Origin of the sequence: Ancylomarina salipaludis (assembly GCF_004122035.1) — a bacterium.
Lineage (GTDB): Bacteria > Bacteroidota > Bacteroidia > Bacteroidales > Marinifilaceae > Ancylomarina > Ancylomarina salipaludis.
The window spans coordinates 141,422-168,337 of the sequence record NZ_SAXA01000010.1 but is presented as its reverse complement, the minus strand read 5'-3'; the positions used below and the strand labels follow the sequence as shown (position 1 = coordinate 168,337).

The following is a 26,916-nucleotide window of genomic DNA, read 5'->3' as shown; positions in this document are numbered from 1 at the left end:
TAATTTAAAAGACCCTCTGGGAAAAAGAGTGATAATAAGGATTTTTGCATAAGAGGTTAATGGTTTTAAATTGAAGCTCCCAAAGATATGATCAATTTAAAGCAGACCCAACTTTTACCAGTGATCCATAACCCCTCTCTCTCCGCAGAAGAAGAGAGTTTCATTAATTTAAAACTCTCTTTTTATATGCATAAAATTCAAAACATTAAGAGAAATGAGAACCACGAGATCAATTCTTATTTCAGGAAGAGCAAGTTTCTTTTCAAGCATTTATTTTTACTATTCTAGAAGCAGAAAGAAATTTTTGAATTCAAGGTCTAATATTTAAGAAACCACTACCAAAGATCCGCATCTTCTACCCAACTTTACAAGGACATTTTATATTTGGCAAAAAATTGCTCCCGATAAGTGATCCCAATAGGAATCTTATTCCCTTTTACAACTAACTGATGCCGTTCAATTACATCGATATGCATTAAAGACACCACATATGACTTGTGCACCCTTACAAACATATCAGAAGGCAATTGCTGAAGGGTTTCTTTCATGGTTCGCAAAGAAAGAACCTTCTTCTCTTTAGTATAAAAGGTCATGTAGTTGCCGGCACCTTCTACAAAAAGTATATCTTCAGGCTGTAATCGGTACATCTGAGAGCCACTTTTAATATGAATGGCAATTTTACAAACAGGAGTTGCATCCACCACCATGCCTTCTCCCCTGGATTTTCCTGAAAGGTCGTAGGCCTTGTTTACAGCTTTCAGAAAACGCTCATACTTTATAGGCTTAAGCAAATAATCGATTGCATCATACTCATAACTTTGGGCTCCGTACTCCGAATAGGCAGTTGTAAAGACCACCTGAGGTTTGTGCTTCAGGGAATTAAGAAGTTGCAAACCTGATAACTCGGGCATATTGATATCAAGAAAAACCAGGTCCACAGGGTTGGACATAAGAAAGGAAAGGGCTTTCAGCGGATTGGAAAATCCTCCATGAAACTTCAGGAAGGGAGATTTTTTGATGTAGCTTTCAATCAGATCAAGAGCAAATGGTTCGTCATCAACAGCAATACATTTCATATATTCCTAGTTTAGTTGAATTTGTAAATATACATTAAACATTCCCTGCTTTTCGTTAATTTCAAGGTTGTGCATTCCGGGATAGATCAGGGCCAATCTTTTTCGCACATTTTCAAGACCGATACCCGATGAGTTTTTATCGACATGGTTAATTCTCATCTTAATGGGATTCACAACCTTCAACTCCAGAGTATTATTGATACACTCTACCCTAATCTCGATTTGAGAAGGATCATCAAAGCTTTTTCCATACTTAAAAGCGTTCTCGATAAAGGGAATCAGCAACAAGGGGGCAATGAAATTCGAATCAAAGTCGCCCTGTGTTTGATAAATTATATTAACAGGCATCTCACTCGACATTCGTAACTTCTGCAAACTGATAAATCCATTGATGTGTTCAATCTCCATACTCACCGGAACCTTTTCGATATTGCTATCGTAGAGCATATATCGTAATTGTGAGGCGATTTTTTCAATGAGGTCAGCCGTAAACTCATCCCCACTTTTCGTTGCACTGGCAAAAGCCAGGTTCAGCATATTGAAAAGGAAGTGGGGATTCACCTGAGCCTTGAGGTAATTCAACTCCGCTGATAGTTTTTCCGATTTTAGCTCCTGCTGATGCTTCTCTCCCATGAGCCAAACCCTTGTAAAACCATACCCCAGGGCTATGGACAGGATAAATAGATTGCTTGTCAAGGCAACCATAAACTGAGAAAAATAGGGTTCCTTTTCCGAGGAATAGTAGGTGGGCATAAAATAAAAATCTACCACAGATTCCAACAGGGTGTAACCTGCCAAGGCAAGTAAAAGATACAAGAAAAGACGCTTCCTGCATTTGTGCGGACTGTAACGGGGAATCAAACCTAAGGCAACAGTATAGAAAAGCCCCACATTAAGAAGGGTAGCCAATATTACGGTAAAAAGAAAACCTTCGTGACCTCTTTTAAGGAACCCAATATTGTTTACATGAACGGCCACCACAATAAATCCGGCCAACCAAATTATAAAGTGGATTAATGGTTCCACCCATCGTTTTACATTCAGCATAATATCATTTTTATACTTCCAAAGATAAGTCAAGATGTATGCTTAAAAATACGCATTATATGTATAGATAAAAACAGTTGACAAACCATTATGTAAAGTTGACAAGTTAAACATATCAACCAGGAGTTTCATTTCGAATAGAATTCTCCACATTGATGGAGTAAATTTCAGTTATGCGAAACAACAGCATAATATTGAACTGTAATTCAAAACAAATTAATCCTATGAGAACATATCAAATTTTAGTCGTATTCGTATTGGTACTTTCCATTTCGATTAGCGCAAATGCACAAACAAAAAAAAATGGTAAAACATCACCCTGTGCCGACAACAAGCAAAAAGAGGCCTTACAGCAACACATTGATTCGCTGGTGGCATCAAAAGTTAGTGAAAATCAGCCTGGTGTGGCCATTGGAGTCCTATGGGATGATAAAGTGTGGATGAAAAAAGCTTATGGCCTAATGAATATCGATCAGAATAGCTCTATTGATGAAAATACTGTATTCAACATTGCCTCTGTGTCCAAGCAATTTACGGCCTTCGCCATTTTGAAACTTGAAGAGGAAGGAAAACTCAACCTGGACGATAACATCAGAGATTATCTCCCAAAACTACCCGCCTATGAGAATGTAATTACCATCCGTAATCTCATTCAACACACCAGTGGAATCGCTTCCACCGATGTACTCAGGCTTTTTGCCGGCGTGTCGTTTGAAAAACAATGGTCACAACAGAATGAGATTGATCTAATTATGAGCTACCCTCAGCTGAACTTCACCCCCAACTCACAACATGTATATTCCAATGCGGGCTACTCCATACTTACCCAAATAGTTGAAATCGTTAGCGAAATGAAGTTTTCGGAGTTCCTCAAAAAAAAAGTATTTGATCCACTTGCAATGAGTTCTTCCTTTGTGTATGACGACCCGAAAATAGATTTGTCCACCTGCTCAACAGGCTATAAAAAGGGAAAGGATCAATTTATTCCATTCGGTAACGGAAAAGATTACACTTATGGAGCTGGGAATATCCACACCAGCCTGAACGATATGCTTCGTTGGGGCCAAAATATCTTCTCCTCCAGCATTGGCCAGGATAACTATATCAATAAAATAAGCAACACATACAACACCCTTAACAATGGGGATACCCTCACCTATACCTATGGTTTTTATGTGAAAAATTATAAAGGGATCAAGATGGTAGAACACAGCGGAGGAGACCTTGGATTCAGAAGTCAGTTTATGATTTTTCCTGAAGAGAAACTATTGCTTGTCCTTCTTTTTAACACCGAAAGTATCAATACCCGTCGCCTGGCCTATCAAATTACCGATCTAATATTTGCTGGTAAGATTATAGAGGAAGCCCCAAAACAAAGAGTCGAGATAACTGTAGAGAAAGAAAAACTACAGCTCCTGGAAGGAGATTATCAAATGCCAGATGGGATGCAATTCGGATTTGACCTAAAGCAGGATACCCTCTGGTTAGTTCTTCCCGGAGAAGATAGATATCCACTCTATGCTGAAAGTCCTAACCACTTTTTCCTGAAGGCCTTTAAAGCGCAGTGTACATTTATAAAAGGAAGCGATGGATCGGTTAACGAATTAATCTGGCATCAAGGAGGCAAGGATTACAAGGCTGATAAAACAGTAAAACGAAAGTCCCTTACAAAGGAAGAGCTAGCCTGCTATGTTGGGAAATACTACCACAACAGTTTAAAGGTAGAATACCCGATTGCACTTCAGGATGACATTCTCACCATTACCCCTCCCTCTACCTTTAAAACCTATCTCGATTTCGACAGTGTAAAATTGAGTCATTTAAAGGGTGACAAATTTTCGACCGACAATTTCGGACTGTTGGAATTTACCCGTAACGATGCGAATCAAATCAACGGTTTTGTATTGCTGGATGTAGGTCGGGTACAAAATATCAGGTTTTCGAAAAACTAAAGGTGAAGGCCAGGGAGACGTTCGAGCCCTCCTCCTTAATTTGCTAGAATGAATCAAAAAAGACCTGAATTAAACGGGCACATGAAACAGGCACACACAAAACTTAAGTTACTATACCATAAAAATATTACATTCGGTTTTCTCTGCTTGCAAGGAATCTTAATTATATTTATATTTGAATATATAAAATGTAATATGTTAAAAATCTATTGCTTATAAAAAATCCATTATTAACCTAGCCATTAAAACAAAATGAAAAAATACATTTGGATCATCATCCTGACCTTAACCAGTCTTATTGCTCATTCAGAACAAAATAATTCCCTCATAAAAGTGACCAACCGCTTGTACATGATTAGCGGCTATGGTGGAAATGTAAGCTTTTTAGTAACCGAGGAAGGAGTTGTAGTCATAGATAGCGGCTCTCAGGAAATGTATGGCCAAAAAATTGAGAGCCTTATCAAATCTATCACCAACAAACCCATCAAGTACATCATTCTGACTCATTTTCATATTGACCATACTTTAGGAGCCTGTGGATTTTCGGGAAATCCTATAATTATTGCGCATCAGAACCTGGCTACCAACCTGAGAGCACATGGACAAAACTATATTGACCGCAATAAAAATAAATATCTAATCCCCTGGATTAATTCGCTAAAAGAGAATATGAATCAACTAAAACAAAACAATGATCCCAAATGGATGGAGATTCAAAAACAATACAATTCCGCATCAGAACGATTGGAAAATATTTCAGAATCATCTAATGTTTACCCCCTCCTTAGCTTTACCTCCGAAATGAAACTATTTCTTGGCTCTGATACCCTAAGGTTATTTTATCCCGGAAAAGCACACACTAATTGTAACATCATGGTTGAATTTATCAATCAAAAAGCACTAGCCACAGGAGACCTGCTTTTCAATAAATGCCTGCCCTACATTGATTCCAATGCCGATTCGGACACCCAAAACTGGATAAAACAGCTTGTAAAGTATTCTCAGAAGGACTACCAATATATTATTTCTGGTCATGGTGCATTAGGCAATACTCAGGATCTGCAATTGATGGGACAGTATCTTACCGAATTGCGATCGAAAGTAGAAGCCGGGATAGCATCCCAAATGAATTTGAAGGAGCTCCTCCTGGAAGTTAAAATGCCGGAATATTCACATTGGGGTTTTCAAACCACGCTCGCTATAGAGATAGAAGCACTTTATAAGGAGCTAAGCAACCAAACCACTAAGTAACCGAATTCAACATACTGAAAGATGACTCATCTAAAATGGGACGATATCTTCAGCCTAACGGTCTGTTCAGCACGATTTCCCCCACTTTATGACTCGCTAAATCGGATAGCTTTCCAAATTAAATAGGCCCTCTTACCTCACAAGAACTATAATAATTTAATCATTATCACTAAAACATGAATCAACCAACCGAAACCAGCAAGGGCTATCTCTACGCCTTACTCTCCTTTTTAAGCTGGGGCCTGTTGCCCATCTTCTGGAAAGGAATAAAGATGGTGCCGGCTTTTGAAATCCTTGCACATCGGATTTTTTGGTCCTTCCTGTTTCTATTGATCTGGATACTGTTTAAAAAGAGGAAAGAGGTTCACAACCTTCTGCTTGATCGCAAAAAAAGAAACAGCCTCTTTTTTGCAGGAATTCTGGTGAGCAGCAACTGGGGAGTATACATCTACGCAGTAAATTCAGACAGAATCATGGAAGCCAGCCTGGGCTACTACATTAATCCATTGGTGAGCGTATTTCTGGGAATTCTGCTACTGGGCGAAAAACTGGATCGCCTCAAACAATTGGCCCTGGTACTGGCATCCGCCGCAGTGCTCTATTTTACCATTGATTACGGCCGGTTTCCGTATATCGCCTTATACCTGGCTCTATCATTTGGCTTCTACGGCTTGATGAAAAAGAGGCAGGGTTTGGAGGCCATGTCCGCGCTTACGATAGAAACCCTATCCTTGGCACCATTGGCAGCCCTTTTTATAGGCTACAAAGTACTGGATGGATCGGGATCTCTTTTTATGCATTCCTGGCAAATTGATACTTTGCTTCTATTTACGGGCATCATAACGACTCTTCCTCTCTACTGGTTTTCCAGGGGAGCCCAAAAAATTCCTCTGACTTCGATCGGTTTTATGCAATACATAACTCCAACCATCATGCTTATTCTGGCGGTGATGGTCTACAAGGAGCCTTTTCCGCACGAAAAAATCATCGCCTTTGGTATGATCTGGCTTGCTCTGGGTTTCTACTCCATTGCGATGTGGAAGAATGCCAGAAATAGTTACCGAAGCATATAAGGGACTAAACACTAAGTATGGTTATAAATACTAAGAAAAACCATTGTGCCCATACCCTCCAAGAAAGGAGAACTCTGGCCTATGCCTATTATAGTGGCTCGTAGTGTATAACTTAAGTTAGCGATATTTGACAAAATATTATCAATAACAACTTTAGTTTCTCAAACAAATAGTCCTTCAGGAAGGCGGCAAACCCCATACTTGCGGAACGTTGTGTGGTATTTTACTTACCACCTTTCAACTGATAAAATTATCAATAGCTGAAGTTACTTGGTCTGGTTAAAAGGAGGACATCAAAATTCAGAAAATTAATGAGCATTTTTTTTTAGAAAATCAGTAGCAATACTGCCTTATAATTTCTCTTTATAGCAATTATAAGTGCTATCATCAATGACTTTTCACCAAGGTCCATGTCAAAAAAGAAAAGGATTGCTTAAACAAACGAAACAATTAAACTTATTGTATAACAAAAGATCATGAACCTATTTATACTCACTATAAATAAAAAGAGCGCGATAGTTTGAACTCAAAAATATGATACTTTCGGTGCATGGAGAATAAAAAAGAATTCAGATCGGATGTTTTAGAGAAGTTGTACAGAGGGGATTCTAAAACCAGTATTTTAAATCAAATCCTTACACAAGTTCAAGCAATTATACCTAATTCAATCTGCACGATATACAATATAGATGAGGAAGGAAAATATCTATTACATGAAATTGACCTGAATTTACCAGATTCCAACAATATAGCCCTTCATGGCATTCCCATAACAGATGGTTTTATATCTTCTGAAACAAAAACCCTCTTTGAAAAAAGACGGATTTTAGAAAATATTCACTCATATCCTTTGGAAGACCATTTAAAAAACACCCTCCAGCAAACCTGTCTAACAAGCTGCCTATTAGAACCCATAAAAGATCCTTCCGGAAAAAAAACAGGGACTTTCACCATTTACTACCCAAACAATATCACTCTCAATACAGAAGAGCTTGAACAGATTTCAGAATTAGCTGATTTAACCGCAATAGTTCTTGATCGATACAGAATCATCGAAAAACTTGAAGACCGGGAAAATATATATCGAAAATTGGCCAATGCGAGTAAGGATGGAATCTTTATTATAAAGGGAGATAAAATTATCGAAGTAAATAAACGTGCCGAAGAGATGACTGGCTATTCCAAAATTGAACTCTCAGGCATGTCAATCTTCAATTTTATGGGCGAAGATAACTGGTCGTCAGACTATAGTGATGGCTTGCCTAAAGAAAGACACTATATTGAGGCGATTGCCGTAAACAGGGCAAATGAAAAGTTGAATGTAGGTGTAAACATTAAGGAATCAAGCTTAAATGGTGAAACCGTCTGTTTGCTATCAGTTAACGACCTTACCCATATCAGAAATGCTGAAAAAGAGCTCAAAAAACTATCTCAAACGGTTATTCAAAGTCCTGCCTCAGTCGTTGTAACCAATTGTGAAGGTCATATTGAGTATGTAAATCCAAAGTTTATGGAACTTACAGGATATAATCTAAATGAAATAAAAGGTCAAAATCCAAAAATTCTGAGCTCAGGTAATACACCTTTATCAATTTATAAAAACCTGTGGGAAACAATTAAATCAGGGAATAATTGGAGTGGTGAATTGCAGAATAAGAAAAAAAATGGAGATTTGTTTTGGGAATATGCCACAATTTCTGCACTAAAAGATAAGAATGAAGAAATCACCCATTTTATCGGAGTTAAAGAGGATATTACCCAAAGGAAAAGACAAGATCAAATTAAGGAAATAATTCTCAACATCTCAAATGCGGTCCTTTCTCAACCGACACTTTCCGACTTTATAAGTTTTATAAAACAAGAATTAAGCAAACTAATTAACACGAAAAATTTCTTTGTAGCCCTGTATGATGAGGACAAAGAGTGTTTTTATATGCCTTATCATGACGGGGAATTCGACTCCGTTGAAACTTTTCCTAAGGGGAAATCCATATCAGGTTGGGTGATTGATCACGGAAAAGCCCTTCTGGCTGACATCGAGACTTTATTTGCCATGGCAGAAAGAGGTGAAGTGGAACTTTTGGGAGAACCATCAAAAATATGGTTAGGTATGCCTTTAAAACGCAAAAATAAAACCATAGGCGTATTGGTTATTCAGAGTTATGATAATGAAAAAGCTGTTACCGAAGAAGACAAAGAAATATTAGAATTGGTTTCTCATCAAATCAGTATTTCAATTGAGAAAAAAAGAACAGAAGAACTTCTCAAACAAGCCCTGTTGGATGCCAGGGAATCTGATCGTCTAAAATCCGTTTTTCTCACGACTATGTCTCACGAACTACGCACCCCTTTAAACGCCGTTTTGGGTTTTTCCAGTATCGTTGATATGGATACTCCCATAGAAACAGCCGTAGATTTTTGCAAAATGATTCACCAAAGCGGAGAACATTTGTTGAATATTGTTGAAGATTTGTTTGATATCTCCCTAATAGAAACAGGACAAATCAGAATGACTTACAGTACCAACTCTCTTTCGGGATTATTAAATGAAATTCATGATATGATTATTGCCGAACAAATCAGTATGAATAAAACACATATCGATTTGAAACTGCATATGCCTGACAGTGCTTCCTTATGTATGCTAAACACAGACCCCAAACGTTTCAAACAAATTTTTCTCAATCTCTTAAAAAATGCTTTAAAGTATACTGAGGCTGGACAAATAGAATACGGTTTAAAACATGATAACGACCAATCGGAATTGCCCTTTCAGTTTTATGTAAAAGATACTGGCATTGGAATTCCTAAGGACTTACAAAAAAGTATTTTTGGCATCTTCCGACAAGCCAACGAAACCCTTTCAAGGGAATATAACGGTATTGGATTGGGCCTATCTATTTCGAAAAATCTTGTTGAACGATTAGGTGGTAAAATTTGGGTAGAATCTAAACTTGGCGAAGGCTCTACCTTTCACTTTACACATTCATCCTGCTTATAATAACCCGACTAAACCCTAGTTTTCAAAAATAAAAGGGTGCAGCCTTTCAGCCGCACCCATCTATTTTAACCCCATTAAAATAGATATAAAAAACCTTTATTTACTAATTGAAATCTTATTCAGCAACCCTAGCTTTTGTAAGATTATCATCTGAGTTTTTATCAAGATGAATAAAAAGCATAAGGGTTGCGTCAGAATTTTAAAAAAAAAATCAAATTTTATTCAAAACACTTTTCCGCCTTCATCTTTAAACCTAAATTTTAACGAAAACAGAACCTGTCTGATGATCATTTGATCTGATTACAAATAGAATTTTGATAAAAAAATCGATTCATCCGACTCGAACGGGACTAAATTATTATTAAATTAGTTTGGCATTAGAAAGAATAAAATACAGCCCAATTTAAAAGACGCAGGATATGAAACGACAAAATGAGAATTACGATTTAATGAGTAAAAATCCGGCAAACTGGAGAGGAATTTTCTATTACAATCGCAAAGATCCAAGAATTAGAGTACCTAAACTGGAGCCCGGATTGGGTTGGACCCTAAACTTTGCGAATCCCTATTCGTATGTGATTATTATCGCCTTGGCTGGAATCATAGCCCTTTGCATGTATTTAGGATTGTAGAATACATCAGAATTTGAAATTCGCATACAAAACTCATCCCCACCTTATACCTTCCTTTTCTCGCAAGGGATGGTAAAAAAGAAACTTGTGCCTTTACCTATTTCACTTTCACACCAAATGGCTCCGTAATTTTTTTGCACAAATTCGTGACAAAGAATCAACCCCAAACCTGTCCCCTTCTCTCCTGATGTTCCGACTGTTTTATATTTCACATCTATACGAAAAAGCTTTTCCAAATTCTCAGGTGAAATCCCCACGCCTTCATCCCTGACTTCAACTTCAAGAATTTTTTCTTCACGTCTCACATTCACTTCAACCGCCTTTCCTGAAGCGGTGAATTTTACGGCATTATTTACCAGGTTACGCAAAACCGTATTGATCATCTGACGATCAGCATAAGCCATATAACTTTCGGTCAAATTCGTTTTCAATTGCAAACCTTTCTTCTCGGCCGGAATTCGATGCAAATTAATATTCTCTTCAATCTGTACAGAAAGGTCAAACTCCGAAGGCGAATACTCAATAAGACCTCTTTGAGATTTGGACCATGTGAGCAAATTCTCCAATAAATTGTATATCAATTCGGCAGAATGGTGAATCCGTTTCAGGGCTATCAACTTATCTTCCTCATCCAAACCATTATAATTCTCGTCGAGCACCTGACTCAAAGAATACAGACTGGCAAAAGGATTTTTCAAATCATGAGCCAATATAGAAAAGAACTTATCTTTAGTTGCATTCAGTTCATCAAGTTCTTCTTTTTGCTGACGCAATCGCTCTTCCGCTTCCTTTCGTTCAGTTATGTGACGCGCAACAATTGTTATACCCGTCAGGATAGCTTGAGCATTTCGGCGTGGACTAATTTTTGCGTTAAACCAGCACATGCCTTCCTGATTGACACAATAATCAAATTCATGAATCAAATCACTCTCTTGAAGTCTCTCAAAAGCAATCTTCAACTCCTCCACAACACGAGATGGGAAACCAACCTCAGTATAGTGTTTATTTAAAAAGAAGTCCGGATTTTCATAAAGAGGATCTGTATTACCAGGATTATAAAACTCCTGGAATATCCCATCACGGTCAAGAACAAAAACCAAATCGTTTAATGAAGAAATCGTCGACTTCAATTTTTCTTCGCTTTCTTCAACTCGTTCCTTTTGCAAAGCAATCTCCTTTGTACGTTCTCGAATACCTTCTTCCAAAATGCGTTTCTCTCGTTTCAGATTCCTCAGTCTCAACCTCATGATTCCCATCACCAATAAAAAGCCCAATAAAACATAAGTAGCATAAGCATAGGGACTAAGCCACCAAGGCGGTAAAATCCGAATATCAAGCTTTGTGGGAAGCTCATTCCATCTGCCATCATTATTCGTTCCTTTAACAAGAAAAGTGTAATGCCCGCTAGGCAGATTGGTAAAATGCACAAAATGTCGGTTCCCTACATCAAACCATTCATCTCTGAGCCCCTCCATCTTATAGGCATATCGGTTCTTAAAAGGTTGAGTAAAATCCAAAGCAGCATACGAAATGGTAAATGAATAATCCTTATAAGTAAGTTCCAACTTATCGTTATAAACATTAAGATTCTGCTTTTGCCCTCCTCTTTCCTTTTCAAAAGAGGTAATCACAACAGGAGGTATAAAATTATTGTCCTGCAAAGAATCCGGGTGAAATGAAACCAATCCATCCATGCCGCCGAAATAAACCGTCCCTTTTTCATCCTGATAAACAGCTTTAAGATTGAATTCACCTCCTTGAAGCCCCTCATTAACAGAATAAGATTTTATCTCATTTTTCTTTACATTCAACATGGCTAAGCCATTCCCAGTAGAAAACCAAAGATTACGATTTTTATCCTCGATAATATCATAAATGATATTACTGGGCAGGCCATCTTTCATAGAATAATAAGTAAATACAGAATCCTTTTTATTGAAACGATTAACACCGGTACTGGTCCCAACCCATATATCCCCATTATAATCTTCACAAAGAGAGATGGTAAAATTATCGCAAAGGGTATTTTCTTTTCTATCCTGATGTGAATAATGCAACATCCGATTCTCCTGAGGCAAGTAGCAATCCATGCCATTCAATGTCGCAATCCAAACAAGACCGTCACGATCCTCCAATATGGAATAAACCAAATTGCTGCTGATAGCACAAGCGTCCTTTTCCCCGGAACGATAAAAGATCCTTTTTTTGGTCTTAGGATTAAATCTGACAATCCCATTCCCTGTCCCAATCCAAATATTCCCATTTGAATTTTCCGTAATGCAATAAACCCGGTTGTTTGCAAAAAAATCAGTTGTATCTAAACCGAAATACGTATTAAAAGGAATAAAGTTTTGCTTTTGCTTATTGAAGAGACTCACCCCATTGCGAGTTCCCATCCAAACTCTTGATTCCCGATCTTCAAACAACACATGAACATGATTGTTTGAAATGTACTTATCCCCTTCGAATTCTGAAGAATAGTGCCGCATTTCCTTGGTCTCAGGATTAAAGATATTCAAACCTTTTGCCCAATTTCCAACCCAAAGCCGCTTGTCCTCATCAATATAAATCGATCCAATAATATTATCCAACAGATCAAGTGATTTCGGATCGTCTGTTTTCTTATAATTTTGAAATTTCTTCATTTTCAAATCGGCTCGGTCAAGACCCGCGATCGTTCCAATCCAAAGATTCTGTGATTTGTCTTCAAGAAGGGAATACACAATATCATGACCAATATAATTTGTGTTGTTTGGGCCACTTCGGTACAGGCTTAATTCAAATTCGCCACTATCCCAACTCCACTCCAAACGATTTAATCCCCCCTCTTCAGTCCCAATCCAATACACCCCTTTACTATCCTGAACAATTGAACGAATATAGCTCCTGCTTAAAACATGTGCCTTATCATCGTTATTTCCTAAACGAAAAAACCCCTGATTTTCACGCTCATAGAAATTGAGTCCATCTTCCGTTCCAACAACTATATTTCCATTCAGGTCTTCGTATAGGGCCGTTATATGATTATGGGAAATGGAGTGAGGATTAGAAGCCTCGTAACGAAAATTCCTGAATGTTTTATGAATTGGATCAAAAACACTTAATCCATCCGAAGAACCTAACCAAATCATTCCCATACTGCTCTTAAGTATAGGAAAACCAATATCATGTAAAGCCCCGTCGTATTGCAGGTTATTGGTAAAACTCTCCAAACTATCGGTCAAATAATTATATCGGGATAAAACCGGGGGAAAGTTGATATAAACAAACTGATCATCAGCAACAACACCATACACAAATTTATCGGGCACAATAGAATCATTCAGTTTGTGGGGAATCAGAGAGAAAGTACCTGTTCTCTTATCATATCGATTCAGCCCCTCTTTGGTTCCAAGCCAGATGTTCCCCTTTGCGTCTTCGGTAATATCAAATACCCAATTGTTGGAAATTGAGGTTTTATCCGTGGGATTGTAAAAAAAATTCTCAAAACTATAACCATCAAACTTATTTAAACCATTTTGAGTGGCAAACCAAAGATAGCCTTCAGAGTCCTGAAAAATACGTTTAATCTCACTTTGTGAAATACCATCCTCAACCCCGTAATGCTTAAAAGTCATCAATTGAGCCCGTACATTTAAAGCCTGACACAACAGAAAACTACAATTTAAAAGAACTATTAGGAAGCGGAAATTCATATCTTCAGAACCAGTTAATGTTTAAGCATTAGTAATTTACGTTTTTTTTACCACATCAGAAGTTTCATTCAATTTATTTAATCTAAGAGAATTAATGAAATTAGGCTTACACCTTTTCAATCACAAGTGCAATTCCCTGGCCTACGCCGATGCACATGGTACAAAGGGCTTTTTTTGAATTCGAACGTTGGAGCTGATAGAATGCCGATGTTACAATTCGGGCACCACTCATACCCAAAGGATGCCCCAGTGCAATAGCTCCACCCTGAGGGTTAATTCGAGGATCATAATCATCAAGCCCCAATTCACGAATACAAGCAAGTGCTTGCACAGCAAAAGCTTCATTCAATTCGATAATATCCATATCATCCAGTTGCAAACCTAAATGATTCAAAAGCTTCTGACTTGCCGGAACAGGTCCCATGCCCATGATGCGAGGTAAAACACCCGCCGTTTTCATTCCCAGTATTTTAGCTTTAGCCTTCAAACCATATTTCTTCACTGCCTTTTCCGATGCGATAATCAAAGCCGCTGCACCGTCGTTCACACCTGAAGCATTCCCTGCTGTTATATTCCCATTTTCACGGACAAGCGTCTTTAAAGAGGCCAATTTCTCAAGTGAACTTAAACGAGGATGTTCATCTTTGTTAACAATGAGAGGTTCACCTTTTCGCTGAGGAATCAAAACTGGAATAATTTCATCATCAAAGAACCCCTGACTTTGTGCAGCATGTGCTTTCAACTGACTCCAATGAGCAAACTGATCCTGATCTTCTCTGCTAATTTTAAAATCAACAGCAATATTTTCTGCCGTCTCTATCATCGATTCTGACCCATACATTCTGTCCAAAGCTGAATTAACAAAACGCCAACCGATGCTTGTGTCATAAAATTTCTGCGATCGCGAAAAAGCCGTTTCCGCTTTCCCCATGACAAAAGGGGCACGCGACATACTTTCAATCCCTCCTGCAATAATCAAATCTGCTTCTCCCGCTTTTATAGCCCGGGCCGCACTTCCAATGGCATCCATCCCCGAACCACATAAACGATTGATGGTCGCTCCGGAAACCGACTCGGGATAACCCGCCAATAACAAAGCCATTCGGGCAACATTCCGATTATCCTCACCTGCCTGGTTGGCACAGCCCATCAAAACATCATCAATATCAGACGGAATTATATTGGGATTTCGTTCCATCAAAGCTTTCAAAGGAATTGCTGCAAGATCATCGGCTCTTACCAAAGACAGAGAACCGCCATATTTGCCCACGGGCGTTCTTACAGCATCACATATATATACATCAGTCATGGTCTTATTCTTTTTAAATTATTGAAGAGAGTCCAATTGTGGCTTAAACTGTTTAAACATATTTAAAAAGGCCTGAGATAAAATATCAATTTCTTTTTGAGTCATCACCGTTGAAAACATACAGGCAAGCGTATTAATCATCATTATTTTTTCCTTGTAAAAAAGATAATCCAGCATCTCATCAACTCGTGCTTTTGTCTCCTGATTTTGATAGGCCTCCCGATAAGTTGCAGGAGCCTTTGATTTTAGATGCAATCGAAACATCGATCCTGCTCCGGTTATAGAAACCGGAACATCTGCAATTTTAATGGCTTCTCTTATTTGAGCAATAGCTTTTTTTGTTAATGCATTCAGTTTCAAAATGGCCTCTTCATCAAAGAGTTCCATCGCAACCCGCCCTGCGGTCATACTTACCGGGTTTGCTGAAAAAGTTCCCGAATGTGGAAAAAGAAGCTTACTTTCTCTCGGGTCGAGAACTTTCATAATATCGGATCGACCTGCAAAAGCGCCCACAGGAAAACCGCCACCAATTATTTTACCTAAAGCCGTCAGGTCAGGTTTTACGCTATAATTTTGCTGTGCACCACCATAACCAACACGAAATGTCACCACTTCGTCAAAAGCAAGCAGAGCTCCATTTTTGCGTGTCCATTTATAAATGGCTTCAATAAATTCAGGCTTTCCCGGCATGAGTCCCACACGATGTGGCACCGGGTCAACCAGAACACAGGCAATTTCATCAGCATGTTCATCCAATATAGCTAAGGTTCTTTCAATATCATTGTAAGGATAAATAATAACATCATTTAACACCCCCTGAGGCGTACCACTTGCCAAAGGCACACTGTTAGGTTGGTTTAAATCGCCCCAGTTTGTTGGATTGGCAGCCTGACTAACCTCAGCATAATCATAGGTCCCATGATAGGCGCCCTCGGCCTTAGTTATTTTAGCTCTTCCTGTAAAAGCCCGTGAGGCTTTGATCACTGCCATAACGGCTTCAGTTCCCGAATTGACAAATCGAATTTTTTCAAAACCCGGCGCCCTGTCGCATAACAATTGCGCATGGAGCACTTCAGCCTCAGTTGCCAGAGTATATGCCGTTCCTTTCCTAATCTGTTCAATCACGGCATCAACAATTTGAGGATGTGCATGACCGTGTATTAATGCAGCCATATTGTTTGCAAAATCGATTCGTTGAACCCCTTCAATATCGGTTACATAACAACCACTCGCTTGATTGATATAGTGGGGATAAGGCTTATGAAAAAGCGTGTTTCGACTCACACCTCCAGGTATCAGCTGACAAGCCTGATGGTATATTTCTTCACTGGTTCGTTTATGTTTTCGGGAAATAACATGAAGATTTTCCATAATTATAAATGAATGAGTTTGACTGAATTTCGCTAATATTCGTACCGATTGAGTCTAGCCTCCGTTACTTTTTGTAAATCGTCGAAACAAATACCGGGTGCCATTTCTCTAACAAAAAGACCATCAGGCTTGACATCGATAATGGCCAGGTTGGTGTAAATACAATTCACAACCGCCTTTCCCGTTAGTGGATAAGTACAACTTTCAACGATTTTTGATTTGCCCTCTTTTGTTGTGTGCTGCGTAATAACAAATATGGTTTTTACACCGGCAACCAAATCCATTGCACCTCCCACCGAAGGTACTGCTCCCGGTTCCCCTGTCGACCAATTGGCAAGATCACCCGTTTGAGACACCTGCAAAGCTCCAAGCACACAAATATCAATATGTCGGCCTCTGATCATGGTAAAACTATCGGCATGATGAAAAAAGCAGGCGCCTTTTATGCTTGTAATGCTCTTTTTCCCGGCATTTATAAGTTCAGGATCTTCTTTCCCGACTTCAGGTGCGGGTCCCATGCCCAGCAAACCATTTTCGGTATGATAAATCACCTCTCTGCCCGCAGGTACGTAGTCTGCAACCAATTCGGGCATGCCTATTCCCAGGTTCACATAAACACCATCCGGAATATCCAAAGCCACTTTTTGTGCCATCTCATTCCGATTCCATCCTTTTTTTATCGTCTTTAGCTCCATGGGTACCTCCTATCTTCAGCAACAAGTTTGGCCTCATCAGCTGGTTTGGGAATTTCAACAAGTCGTTTTACAAAGATGCCCGGAGTCACCACACATTCAGGATCAATTTCGCCCAGCTCAACAATTTTTCTGGTCTGCACAATAGTCACATCAGCAGCGGTACACATAACAGGACCAAAATTTCGCGCCGTTTTATTGTATACTAAATTCCCATAACGATCAGCAGCTTCGCATTTCACCAAAGAAAAATCAGCTTTAATTCCATACTCCATCACACAAGTCAAACCATCAAAGGTTCTTTTTTCTTTGCCCTCAGCTAAGGGAGTATTCACAGATGTTGGTGTATAAAATGCAGGAATACCGGCTCCCCCTGCTCGAATCCGTTCTGCTAAAGTGCCCTGAGGAACCAGTTCCAATTCAATTTCTCCTTTGGTATACAAATCGGGGAAAACCGTTGAATTCGCTGTTCTTGGGAAAGAACAAATCATCTTTCTGACACGTTTGTGTGCAATCAGTGCCGCGAGACCAACCTGCCCGCTGCCCGTGTTATTACTAACAACTGTCAGATCTTTAGCGCCCTGATCAATCAAAGCGTGGATAAGCTCAATTGGAGTGCCGGCATTGCCAAAGCCACCAATCATGATGATAGCGCCATCAAAGATATCTGCCACGGCATCAGCTGCTGATTTTACGATTTTATTTATCATTCGTAATCTGTTAAAATGAAATTGATCAATTTAAAATCATAGTTTATTCAATCTTCTTCCTAAAGCTTCCTGCTTCTCGTTTTCTATTTCGATCAGTTCGTCTTCATAGAAATGTTTTTCCCCTTCGAAAGGGATGAGCTTTTCGAGTGTATTTTCCTTCTCATTATATTTAGCAAGGAAAACCTGATCCATCCAGTCCATATTTCTCGATTCGTTGAATTTTAAAGCGAAGACCTTTTGTCCCTGAATATCCAGGGTTCCCAAAATGGATATCTTTCCTGCCGATGATGTCATCGTAATGTATCGCGAAGGGCGATTGATAGAAGGCAATGAACGGTATATCTTACAGAACACCTTATTTATTTCAGATAAAGGAACTGTAAAATAGTGATGCTCTCCGGTTGGTCGCGCACAATAAATGGAATGAAAACCCACAGATAACATGGCAAAGATATTTCCAAGGTCGATCCAGTTTTGCGCTGATCGATCAATATCCACTTTACCCTTTTTATCCGTAAATAAACTGATATGGTTCATCATCGGACTTTGACTCTTTACGACCACACCGTATAAGCGCAAACGACATATGGCAGCAATCGTTGTTGGGTTCAAAACTTCGCGTGGGGTTGAGAAATGCGACATCCAAACCAACTGTACACCATTATCGGTTAAGGTTTTGAAGAGCTCCAAAATCTTCTGATAGTCCTGCGTTAAAAACAGATCAGGCTGATAACTTAAAGCTCTCGATCCAATTCGCAGGGTTTTAATATGAGTCAGTTCCGGATCTTCAACCAGCGGCATTGCATAAGCTTTGAGTCTTTCATAGGGCATGTAGCCACCATCTCCACCAGTCAACAATAAATCAGTCACTTCCTTATGCTTTCTCAGGTAATCGTGAACGGGTTTGATATCGATCTGATTAAACATATCCTCGTCGCCCCGTACCTGTGCATGACGAAAACAATAGGTACAAAACGCAAAGCAGGACTGCGTTGTTTGATCAAAAATAAGCTGACACTGCGGGTATTTGTGCTGACTCCCTTCCAGAACAACCAGGTCTCCCTCCTCATTTTCGAACCAGGGTTTGTTCAATTGTTGTTTCCCATCATGAGGGTTGGTGTTTCTTTTAATGTAATCCTTAATAAGCTTTTGTCTCTCGTCCTCAGATTTGGCTTCTTTATAAGCTTTAAGAGTTTGAGGATTCATCATTCCCGGCTGAGGGAAAACGAGTTGAAAAAGAGAATCCTGTTCATAATTATTCCAGTTAATAGCATTCAATACAAATTGGGTTGCCAAAAAACGATAAACCTGAATGAACAGTTCACGCTCCAGATGATGCCCTATATCGATACCATGCTGCTTGAGTACGTCAACAATTTCCCGAAACCCATTTAATCCCGCATAATGTTTTTTGGTCTTAAACATGAGCTCCCGCGACTCCATAATCGCTGAATGATTGGGATAATTGGCATGCAGACGTTTTAATAAACCAAGGGGTAATAGGTTTTCCTTTTCAATAATCGAAGAGCTCTCATTACTGAAGTGCTGTCTCTCCAAAATGCTTTTCAATGTATTTTCCATAATCCATGCCCTCTTTAGATTCGCAGTCTCTTAAATTTATGAAAATCAGTCACACAAAGCAAGTTTAACAGAACTTCTTTATGATCAGAGGACTAAACTCGATTTATTCCCGAACAGGAAAGCTCCAATCCCTAAGAGTATCAATCATCACTTACACGAAGATAGTACACCTGCTTAAAGCCATAAAAAAAGGTGCAGCCCTAAGACCACACCTTTATTCTATTTTATCGCAAAGAGGAATTATATTTCCATGATTTTAAAAATCATTGAGAAAGCAGATTCTTTTTACACAGATACTTTTTAATTTAAAGCATACAGATCAAACAAGTCCATCAGCAACTCCATCTTAATTCTGTATCTGCTCTTTTATCCAAACCGACATATCATTCAAAACCTCTTCGGAAATTGTTTCTTCAATTGACTCAACCTCGTCGAGATATCCGGTATGGCAATGCTGAAAAAAATGATTGAGATTTGGGTAAGATTTGATTTTGTAATTAGTTTTTCCGCTAGCATTAAAGATGCGTTTAAAACCATTCAAGTTTAAATCGGCTAAAACCTGGGTATCCTTTTCACCATTAAGAACTAAGAAGGGAGCTTTCACCTTGGGCAGATATTCTGATGGCTTATAAGCAATAAAATAGCGAAACCAGGGGATCATCATCATCTTATAACGCGCTAATGCAGGCTTCGTATCAATGGTTTCAAAACCATCTACTGTCTTCATACCAAAATATTCTTTTACAGCAGCATCCTGATTTGCTATCCAGGGACCGATTAAGGCCTGAGTAATACTGACCTCAGCCCGTCTGTCATCTTCTTCGTGCATGATAATATTCAAGGCTCTCTTCTCAAAAGAAATGATACTATCGACAGTGACATTAGGCAGACTGCGGGTTAAGGATTTCTTTATTTGTGAACTGATGATTCGATTGCCCGATACACCCACACCTGCCAGGGAGACAATAAAGGCCAAATCGTTCCGTTTCGATCCAATAATAGACGCAATCAGACCGCCTTCGCTGTGACCAATCAAACCGATATTCTGAGGATCAATATCAGCTCTGCTTTGCAGGTATTTAATCCCCGCAACCACATCCAAAGCAAAATCATAGGATGTCGCATGTTTCAATGTCTCTTGACCCGTACTTGACCCCATACCCCTATCATCTACTCGCAATACAGCAATCCCTTGTCGGGTCAGGTAATCGGCAATCACTAAAAAAGGTTTATGTCCCATTATAGATTCATCCCTATCCTGCTGTCCGCTACCCGTAATCAAAATGGCAACGGGATGTTTAGTTCCTTTTTCAGGAATCGTCAGCGTCCCTCCGAATTGTATACTTCTATCAAAATTGAAATAAGAAACCGCCTCTTGCTTATAAGTTAGAGGTCCTTGAGGATTCTGAGGTCTTTTTAGTTCGATTTTCTTTCTCAGTTTCAAAGGAAAACTTTGACCCGATTGCAGCCAATTCCCATCAATTAAGGTATCCCCCTGATATTCGCCAATAAACTGAGCCTGAAGCATGCCGGAAAAAGAAATCCGAATGCTATCGCCCTCAATCATGCATTCAGAAGATGCGTAATCCTTCAGTCCTTGCATGGGCACATCAAGCAGACAAGTATCCTGATGGAGTTTGAAAATTAACTTCAGCTCAAAACCTTGAACGATTAAGGCGCCCTCCCATTTTGCAGGTTCCTTTTTTGTTAATGCCAGGCTCGAAATTGAAAAGCTCAGGACTAATGTTATAAAAATAAGCAGTTGTTTCATGTTTTTGTTTCCTTGTTCTACCTGTACCAACCGACAGGTTTACATTTTATTATTGAATCGTATTCTTTAAATTCTGACTACTATTCTATCCTCTTGGTTCCCGAGCGAAAATAATCAACTCCAACACCACGCCGCCAAGCAGAGCTTGGCACCCCTCCTCTGCGGGAGGGGAAACTGATTAACCGTTCCAAATCCTTTCTCCTCTTGATTCCCAAGCAAAGACAATCAACTCTACAATTTCATTATAAAGACAGGTCTTTCTCCTCCTTTACAAGGAGGAGTACCCGAACTTGTTCGGGAGAGGTGGTTCAATTTTAAACTCCAATGACTATTTAAGAAGATTATTCGTTTTACGATTCACATTTCGTTTTTGTATTAAAATCACCACATAATTGCCCAATGCGGCTATTGATGTCCCAATGATGACATAATAGATATTGATATCAATCTTTATCAACGAATAGAGTTCAAGCCCTCGCATCACAATCAATATGATTATGGAGACAATAAAATACCAAAAGTTTAATTTCTTATTCATACCAATCTTTTATGTCCTTCAAAACAATTAAGCTTGCTTTGGCTTCTTTTTAAACAAGGATACTATTAAAATACCAAATCCGGCCCCATACAACATGCCGTTATAGAAATCAACAAGTTCCATATCAAGACGATCATGACTACCATCCTTTAAAATACTGATTAATACAGCCGATATAATTAACAGGCATGCTACAATTATTGTATTTCTTTTACTCATATCTCAATTATTTTAATGTTTTATTCAAGCAGAATAGAGTAAATCCCCGTCTCAGGATTCTGGCTGTATTCAGCATTATCTATTTCAAATTTATTATATCTGGTAAATGAACAACAGTCTTCACTGAGTCTTTCGGCATCCACATATAAATTGAATATGTTTTCAGAAGCTATGTTTATTCTGTAATTCACAATTTCAGTTTGCCAGCCAATTGTATATATCTCAATCAAATTAATGTCATTCTCATCAATAAAATTAAATTCAACACGACGATCTGAAACATCTAAAATTTCGATATCATCAGGATTAAAACGACCATTTGTGAAGAGATTTTCTCCGGTATTTTTATCCTCCAAACTAAATGCAAAGTAATTGGGAGGCGTAAAACATGCACCACATTCTTCATCATAAGAACATGCTGTTATTGTGAAAATGGTCAAAACCAAAAAGAAGATTATTCTATTTTTCATGGCTCTATTATTTAATCGTTCTATTATCTTTTTTTCAATCAAATTATCAACACCTGGTCTAGCCTTCCTATTAATCGGGAGAATACCTCGCCTTTAAAATATCCCCCTAGATTCGCGATTATATTCTGAGGCATTTGTGAAACACAATGAAATTGCGCATCAAAGAAGAGATATTCATACTACGAGCAACAATTCACAAAACCACTACAAACAACATGTACTCTTTATTCAAGCCATATAAGCGTTTTCTAATTCTGTAACATTTGACTTATTAGTGATACACTAAAAATACTCAATAGAAACCAGCCTAAAAACCCTTCAATTATAGTAATGTATCGTGATGCACCCTTTACAGGTATTGCCCCAAAGCCAAGTGTTGAAAAAGAATTAATGCTTAGTGTTACAGAATTAAGTGCACGAATTAATCCAAGGTAAATAAGGTAAATTAACACAGATATAACCACTGTAACACCTACAAACACTTTACGTGCAGATTTCAGGTCTATCCATCGCCCCTGAAGTATCTCTGTTCTTCGGTAAATAAAGCTTACAATTTTATATTTGATTACTGAAAACAAATACAATGGCTTTCCGAGCAAAACAATGAACAATGGGACAAGAACCTTGCTCTCTTTCATTTCATTTTTATACTCCGAAAAAGTCTTAAAATCTTCAATATAGTTCTCGGTATAAAAATCTTCCAATCTTTGTTCCGAGCTGAAATATTGCATAATCGTTCTATGCTTTTTAATTAAAAATGCTCGATTTATGCCATCCCAATCGCTGTAAAAAAAGAAGTACACCCCAGCGAAAATAAGAATGACCCACATTGAAATGATCAATGATTGTACCGGATTGGTACCATATTCAGAGAAATATTTTAGGAATTGGTTAAACCGCCAATTGAACCATGTATTGGTACTTCGATCAAGTTGGTACAAATGGTGATATTTCACAGTTTCCATGTCTTTCAACTGTTTATAACAAGCGTTGGCCGATTCCATATCGCCCTGAGTGCGATACATCGAATAAAACTTTCGATAGGAGCTGTTTAGTTCGTTGAAATTGTAAACATTTGAAATTAAGGTATCTGTTTTATGGGTGTAGGGTGCTTGTGCATAATTCCCATACAATCCAAGACCTACCGAATCTATTTGGTTCCAATTAAAAGAGGTATTGTCTTTTGGAAAATTAAACTGATACATTCCAAAGGGCTGCTTAAACTTACAATTGCGAACCATAAGATTTTCCTTTACTGAACAGGCTGTAAAGTCCACAATACTGTTGGAAAAATCGATCCCTTGAAATTGAATAACATCATATTTCCCACCTTTAAAATATAGTATTGGCATCACTTCAGTGGGCAATATTTTGCAATCGTACAAAGTAAATGCATTTATTTTTTTTTCATTCTGATTAATCCTGAATAAATACTGATAAGATTGATTTTCTTTTTCAAATCCGTAACGTTTTTGTATAATACTGTGATCAGTATATAGTGAACAATTACTAAATGAAAGAACACTAATCTGTAATTCAATAACGACAGTTCTTTGTAATATAGAGCAATAACTAAATTGTAAGGTTCCCAAATTTGACTGAAGAAAGTCCATCCCTCGCTTAAATGTGCAATTATAAAAAATGAGTTGACCAGCTCCCTCACATCTAACAAAAGTGATATTATTCTGAAAAATTATATTTCTGACTTGACAGGTTTTGTTATTCGGTAGTTTACAATTTATAATTCTAATTGGTGGAAATATTGTTTTTTCTCTTTTTTTATCCTTATCTGAAGGCTTGATGAATCTGGGGAGCAAAGGAGAATACAATGAATCTTTACTTCCATCATAAAAAATTTCAGTATCTTCTAATACATATTCCTTGTCTTTGCATTTCTCCATTTCCTCAATCCATTCAGTGATGGATATTTTTCTTTTGTACTTGTTCTGAGAAAATAAATGAGTTGAAAAAGTAATATTACATAGTAAAATTATGAAAAGAATTTTTGTTGCCTTATTTATATTATTCATATCATTCATCTTTATTGGCACAACGGTGGTGGTATGAGGTCGTGGCGGTCAGACGAGAGTCTGAGTGTCCGACCGAAACTGAGGTTAGGACGAGATTCGACTTGTCGAATCCGCACAAACCCAGCCATGCCTTATACCACGTGTTAGCTGTAGTGTTTTATTCTTTTAGTTTCATAGTCTTTATATCTACACGTTCTTTATCAATCTCAATGATATTACCGCCTTTGTCAAATAAGACACCATCTTTTTGTCTATATATTCTTTCTTGCTCAATAAGTATGTTTGTTGCTGCGTAAATATCTTTCTCACTACAATCCAATTTTAGAGCTACTTCTTTATGAGTTCCAGGTTTCCAAGGTTGTTTTGGAAACAACATCTCAACTTGATTAATAAATTCTTCTGTTAATTCAGTCTTAGGTCTATAGTTTCTCCTTCTATTGGTTTTGTGTGGTACTGGATTTGTAAATGTTTTTGAAATACGTTCAATACCAGAAATATTATATTTATTGCTAAAAGTTTTACAAAGAGATATAAATACGCCTTTTTTTATTTTTGACCGAGTAAATTGAACAGGCATTTCTAATATTAAAAGTGTCCAAGACTTCTCAAACTCATCTAATGTAAGCTTGTTCAAATCTAATCGGACTAAGTCATTTACATTAAAGTTAAAGTCCCCAATTAAACTACTCACAACCAAAAAACTTAGAAGATGTCTCCTGTTTTTCAAAAAATGTTCACTTGAACTATTCGAATTTGGCCGTTTCGTTTCAATGAATTTATCTGTTTGTTTAAGAATTGTTGCAATTCTATGCCAAACTTGCAAATCAGTTTTATTGGAAAAAACCTTATTATATGATTCTTCATTTCTCATAAATCTTGCTCTCAGATTTGTTGCTTGTTCCGGGGATTTGAGAATTAAATTAACAAAACCAGAAGCAAGGTAAAGCGGTGTTAGAATTTTATCAGGCGTAATACCTTGATTTTTGTAAAAATTTGTTCTTCTTTCATAATAAAAATCATTTAGTTTAAGAGCATCTTCAATATCCCGTTGAATCTTATCAGTCGCATGTAGGGCAGCAAGCTCAACAGTTGTTTGATTATTTGTTGCTCTAATTATTTCATCACGATTCTCTGTATTTTTTGAAACAATTACTTTTACTAAAACTGAACGATTATTTTTATCAAGTCCACCTTCGCTGAAATATCTATGCAATGATTCAGAAGTTTGAAGTCCATTTACAATTTGGATATCTTCAATTTGAATCGATTTTCCTATAATTACAGCATTTGTAGCTAATATTGTAATCCCATTATTTAGCCACCAAAAATCAGGTGAGTTCTCATTATGGAGTGTGTTTCTGATATCTTCATTAACCCTATTTAATCCCATAAAATCACGAACGTTCGAATCAAATAGATAACGTCTAAGTTTATTTTGGTCAGTAATAAATTGATAATAGTCCTTTAGTTTGGCGAGCAGAATATATGTTTCTCCACTGGATAAATAGTCAGAGAAAGGAAGTTCAAGTGTGAAGTTTGGTTTTTTCCTAAATAGTTCTATCAACTCAGTTGAACCATAAAAATAAAAACTAGACAAACAGTTACCAAAACAATCCGTTGATACTTGTTCTAATTGCTTTGCCCTCGATATAATTGATTCACCAATTTCTTCTGTATTTCCTCTTGATGCATAATAAAAACTTAATTTAAAGCTAGTTAATTTGGAAGATGTTTTTCTGTACGCTATTTTGAAGTTATCCCTTTGAAGTAACAATTCTTCAGAATAATCTCCTTTCAAATTTTCGTTTTCAACAGATAAATCAAAGAGTTCTGAAAGACTTGCCACTAAATTATCGAGTGGAGCTTGTTTAAATGTATCATGATGTTTACATGTTATAATCCATATTTCAAGGATGGAACCTGATTTAGGCCAAATAAATTTGTCTGTGTCCGTTAATGCGTGGCCATTAATGAAAATATAGAAACCATCTATTCCTCCATCATTTCTTCCATCGACAATTCCAAAATTGATTTCATCTTTTGATAAATCATAGTCTTTTAGTAATTGTTCAAAGACAAAAAACTCAAATACTTCGTCTCTTTTGTCGGATGGAATTTTAAGCTCTAATCTATCATCTATTATTCCATCTATTAATATTTTATCATTTTTTGCCATATTATGAATTTCAATTATTTAGTGGATGTTACTAACATTACAGCTAACTTATTTATGTATTCATAAAACCTGTCATATATTTCCAATCAAGAGATGTATTGTACAGGTTTATGGTCTTCTATTATTTTAAGAGATAATAAAGCCTACCAAATTTATGAAAATTAGAAAGCAAACAATAAATCAGGCTAAAGTAAAACATTAGCCATACATAAAATAGAATAGGTCTATATAATTATGAATAGTCCTTTAGGAAGATATAACCATCCATCTAGTTTGTGCGTACGCACTTTGCCATCCTGCGATAAGCTTAGTTCCCATAAAA

The 26,916-nt window shown here is 37.6% G+C and carries 19 protein-coding genes; 5 read left to right on the top strand and 14 right to left on the bottom strand.

Annotated features, from left to right (window positions below):
• Positions 1-365 precede the first annotated feature (365 nt).
• Positions 366-1,076, bottom strand: coding sequence for a LytR/AlgR family response regulator transcription factor (locus EO244_RS11955; protein WP_129254914.1), 711 nt, complete (start codon positions 1,074-1,076; stop codon positions 366-368).
• A 6-nt stretch (positions 1,077-1,082) separates the two neighbouring features.
• Complete coding sequence (locus EO244_RS11950; RefSeq protein ID WP_129254913.1) at positions 1,083-2,123, bottom strand: sensor histidine kinase; 1,041 nt, start codon at positions 2,121-2,123, stop codon at positions 1,083-1,085.
• Between the two features lie 224 nt (positions 2,124-2,347).
• Here EO244_RS11950 and EO244_RS11945 point away from each other — a divergent pair, with 224 nt between their 5' ends.
• The 5 genes from EO244_RS11945 (at position 2,348) to EO244_RS11925 (ending at position 10,032) form a co-directional block, all read left to right on the top strand.
• Positions 2,348-4,075, top strand: coding sequence for a serine hydrolase domain-containing protein (locus tag EO244_RS11945; RefSeq protein ID WP_164977485.1), 1,728 nt, complete (start codon positions 2,348-2,350; stop codon positions 4,073-4,075).
• 252 nt (positions 4,076-4,327) lie between these two features.
• Entirely contained in the window at positions 4,328-5,326 is a 999-nt protein-coding gene (locus EO244_RS11940; protein WP_129254911.1) for an MBL fold metallo-hydrolase, read from the top strand.
• Between the two features lie 176 nt (positions 5,327-5,502).
• Positions 5,503-6,399 carry an EamA family transporter RarD gene (gene rarD / locus EO244_RS11935; protein WP_129254910.1) on the top strand — a complete coding sequence of 299 codons (897 nt, stop codon included), beginning with the start codon at positions 5,503-5,505 and terminating at the stop codon, positions 6,397-6,399.
• A gap of 550 nt (positions 6,400-6,949) precedes the next feature.
• Positions 6,950-9,400: a PAS domain S-box protein gene (locus EO244_RS11930; RefSeq protein ID WP_129254909.1), complete on the top strand. Its 2,451-nt coding sequence runs from the start codon at positions 6,950-6,952 to the stop codon at positions 9,398-9,400.
• Positions 9,401-9,819: 419 nt separating this feature from the next.
• The gene (locus tag EO244_RS11925; RefSeq protein ID WP_206734549.1) at positions 9,820-10,032 is read left to right on the top strand and encodes a DUF5808 domain-containing protein; all 213 of its coding nucleotides are present in this window, start codon (positions 9,820-9,822) and stop codon (positions 10,030-10,032) included.
• Between the two features lie 44 nt (positions 10,033-10,076).
• Here the strand turns inward: EO244_RS11925 and EO244_RS11920 are convergent, their stop codons facing one another.
• From EO244_RS11920 to EO244_RS11865, 12 genes are all read right to left on the bottom strand, one after another.
• Entirely contained in the window at positions 10,077-13,727 is a 3,651-nt protein-coding gene (locus tag EO244_RS11920) for a two-component regulator propeller domain-containing protein (RefSeq protein ID WP_129254908.1), read from the bottom strand.
• Positions 13,728-13,833: 106 nt separating this feature from the next.
• The gene (gene pcaF / locus EO244_RS11915) at positions 13,834-15,036 is read right to left on the bottom strand and encodes a 3-oxoadipyl-CoA thiolase (RefSeq protein WP_129254907.1); all 1,203 of its coding nucleotides are present in this window, start codon (positions 15,034-15,036) and stop codon (positions 13,834-13,836) included.
• Between the two features lie 18 nt (positions 15,037-15,054).
• Positions 15,055-16,407 carry an aspartate aminotransferase family protein gene (locus EO244_RS11910; protein WP_129254906.1) on the bottom strand — a complete coding sequence of 451 codons (1,353 nt, stop codon included), beginning with the start codon at positions 16,405-16,407 and terminating at the stop codon, positions 15,055-15,057.
• Between the two features lie 32 nt (positions 16,408-16,439).
• Entirely contained in the window at positions 16,440-17,102 is a 663-nt protein-coding gene (locus tag EO244_RS11905; RefSeq protein WP_129254905.1) for a 3-oxoacid CoA-transferase subunit B, read from the bottom strand.
• A complete protein-coding gene (locus EO244_RS11900) occupies positions 17,093-17,809 on the bottom strand; it encodes a 3-oxoacid CoA-transferase subunit A (RefSeq protein WP_129254904.1) in 717 nt (238 codons plus the stop codon). The genes EO244_RS11905 and EO244_RS11900 overlap by 10 nt, the downstream gene beginning before the upstream one ends.
• A 36-nt stretch (positions 17,810-17,845) precedes the next feature.
• Positions 17,846-19,390 carry a hypothetical protein gene (locus EO244_RS11895; protein WP_129254903.1) on the bottom strand — a complete coding sequence of 515 codons (1,545 nt, stop codon included), beginning with the start codon at positions 19,388-19,390 and terminating at the stop codon, positions 17,846-17,848.
• A 346-nt stretch (positions 19,391-19,736) separates the two neighbouring features.
• The gene (locus EO244_RS11890; RefSeq protein WP_129254902.1) at positions 19,737-21,161 is read right to left on the bottom strand and encodes an alpha/beta hydrolase family protein; all 1,425 of its coding nucleotides are present in this window, start codon (positions 21,159-21,161) and stop codon (positions 19,737-19,739) included.
• Between the two features lie 328 nt (positions 21,162-21,489).
• Complete coding sequence (locus EO244_RS11885; protein ID WP_129254901.1) at positions 21,490-21,699, bottom strand: hypothetical protein; 210 nt, start codon at positions 21,697-21,699, stop codon at positions 21,490-21,492.
• 27 nt (positions 21,700-21,726) lie between these two features.
• Positions 21,727-21,918, bottom strand: coding sequence for a hypothetical protein (locus EO244_RS11880; RefSeq protein ID WP_129254900.1), 192 nt, complete (start codon positions 21,916-21,918; stop codon positions 21,727-21,729).
• A 20-nt stretch (positions 21,919-21,938) separates the two neighbouring features.
• Positions 21,939-22,388, bottom strand: coding sequence for a hypothetical protein (locus tag EO244_RS11875; protein ID WP_129254899.1), 450 nt, complete (start codon positions 22,386-22,388; stop codon positions 21,939-21,941).
• Positions 22,389-22,636: 248 nt separating this feature from the next.
• Positions 22,637-24,418: a potassium channel family protein gene (locus tag EO244_RS11870; protein ID WP_129254898.1), complete on the bottom strand. Its 1,782-nt coding sequence runs from the start codon at positions 24,416-24,418 to the stop codon at positions 22,637-22,639.
• 157 nt (positions 24,419-24,575) lie between these two features.
• Positions 24,576-26,594 carry an AIPR family protein gene (locus tag EO244_RS11865; RefSeq protein ID WP_129254897.1) on the bottom strand — a complete coding sequence of 673 codons (2,019 nt, stop codon included), beginning with the start codon at positions 26,592-26,594 and terminating at the stop codon, positions 24,576-24,578.
• Positions 26,595-26,916: the final 322 nt, after the last annotated feature.

Coding starts and splice junctions, on each gene's coding strand:
- EO244_RS11955 (WP_129254914.1), bottom strand. CDS start 1,076: ATGAAATGTATTGCTGTTGATGACGAACCATTTGCTCTTGATCTGATT.
- EO244_RS11950 (WP_129254913.1), bottom strand. CDS start 2,123: ATGCTGAATGTAAAACGATGGGTGGAACCATTAATCCACTTTATAATT.
- EO244_RS11945 (WP_164977485.1), top strand. CDS start 2,348: ATGAGAACATATCAAATTTTAGTCGTATTCGTATTGGTACTTTCCATT.
- EO244_RS11940 (WP_129254911.1), top strand. CDS start 4,328: ATGAAAAAATACATTTGGATCATCATCCTGACCTTAACCAGTCTTATT.
- rarD (WP_129254910.1), top strand. CDS start 5,503: ATGAATCAACCAACCGAAACCAGCAAGGGCTATCTCTACGCCTTACTC.
- EO244_RS11930 (WP_129254909.1), top strand. CDS start 6,950: ATGGAGAATAAAAAAGAATTCAGATCGGATGTTTTAGAGAAGTTGTAC.
- EO244_RS11925 (WP_206734549.1), top strand. CDS start 9,820: ATGAAACGACAAAATGAGAATTACGATTTAATGAGTAAAAATCCGGCA.
- EO244_RS11920 (WP_129254908.1), bottom strand. CDS start 13,727: ATGAATTTCCGCTTCCTAATAGTTCTTTTAAATTGTAGTTTTCTGTTG.
- pcaF (WP_129254907.1), bottom strand. CDS start 15,036: ATGACTGATGTATATATATGTGATGCTGTAAGAACGCCCGTGGGCAAA.
- EO244_RS11910 (WP_129254906.1), bottom strand. CDS start 16,407: ATGGAAAATCTTCATGTTATTTCCCGAAAACATAAACGAACCAGTGAA.
- EO244_RS11905 (WP_129254905.1), bottom strand. CDS start 17,102: ATGGAGCTAAAGACGATAAAAAAAGGATGGAATCGGAATGAGATGGCA.
- EO244_RS11900 (WP_129254904.1), bottom strand. CDS start 17,809: ATGATAAATAAAATCGTAAAATCAGCAGCTGATGCCGTGGCAGATATC.
- EO244_RS11895 (WP_129254903.1), bottom strand. CDS start 19,390: ATGGAAAATACATTGAAAAGCATTTTGGAGAGACAGCACTTCAGTAAT.
- EO244_RS11890 (WP_129254902.1), bottom strand. CDS start 21,161: ATGAAACAACTGCTTATTTTTATAACATTAGTCCTGAGCTTTTCAATT.
- EO244_RS11885 (WP_129254901.1), bottom strand. CDS start 21,699: ATGAATAAGAAATTAAACTTTTGGTATTTTATTGTCTCCATAATCATA.
- EO244_RS11880 (WP_129254900.1), bottom strand. CDS start 21,918: ATGAGTAAAAGAAATACAATAATTGTAGCATGCCTGTTAATTATATCG.
- EO244_RS11875 (WP_129254899.1), bottom strand. CDS start 22,388: ATGAAAAATAGAATAATCTTCTTTTTGGTTTTGACCATTTTCACAATA.
- EO244_RS11870 (WP_129254898.1), bottom strand. CDS start 24,418: ATGAATAATATAAATAAGGCAACAAAAATTCTTTTCATAATTTTACTA.
- EO244_RS11865 (WP_129254897.1), bottom strand. CDS start 26,594: ATGGCAAAAAATGATAAAATATTAATAGATGGAATAATAGATGATAGA.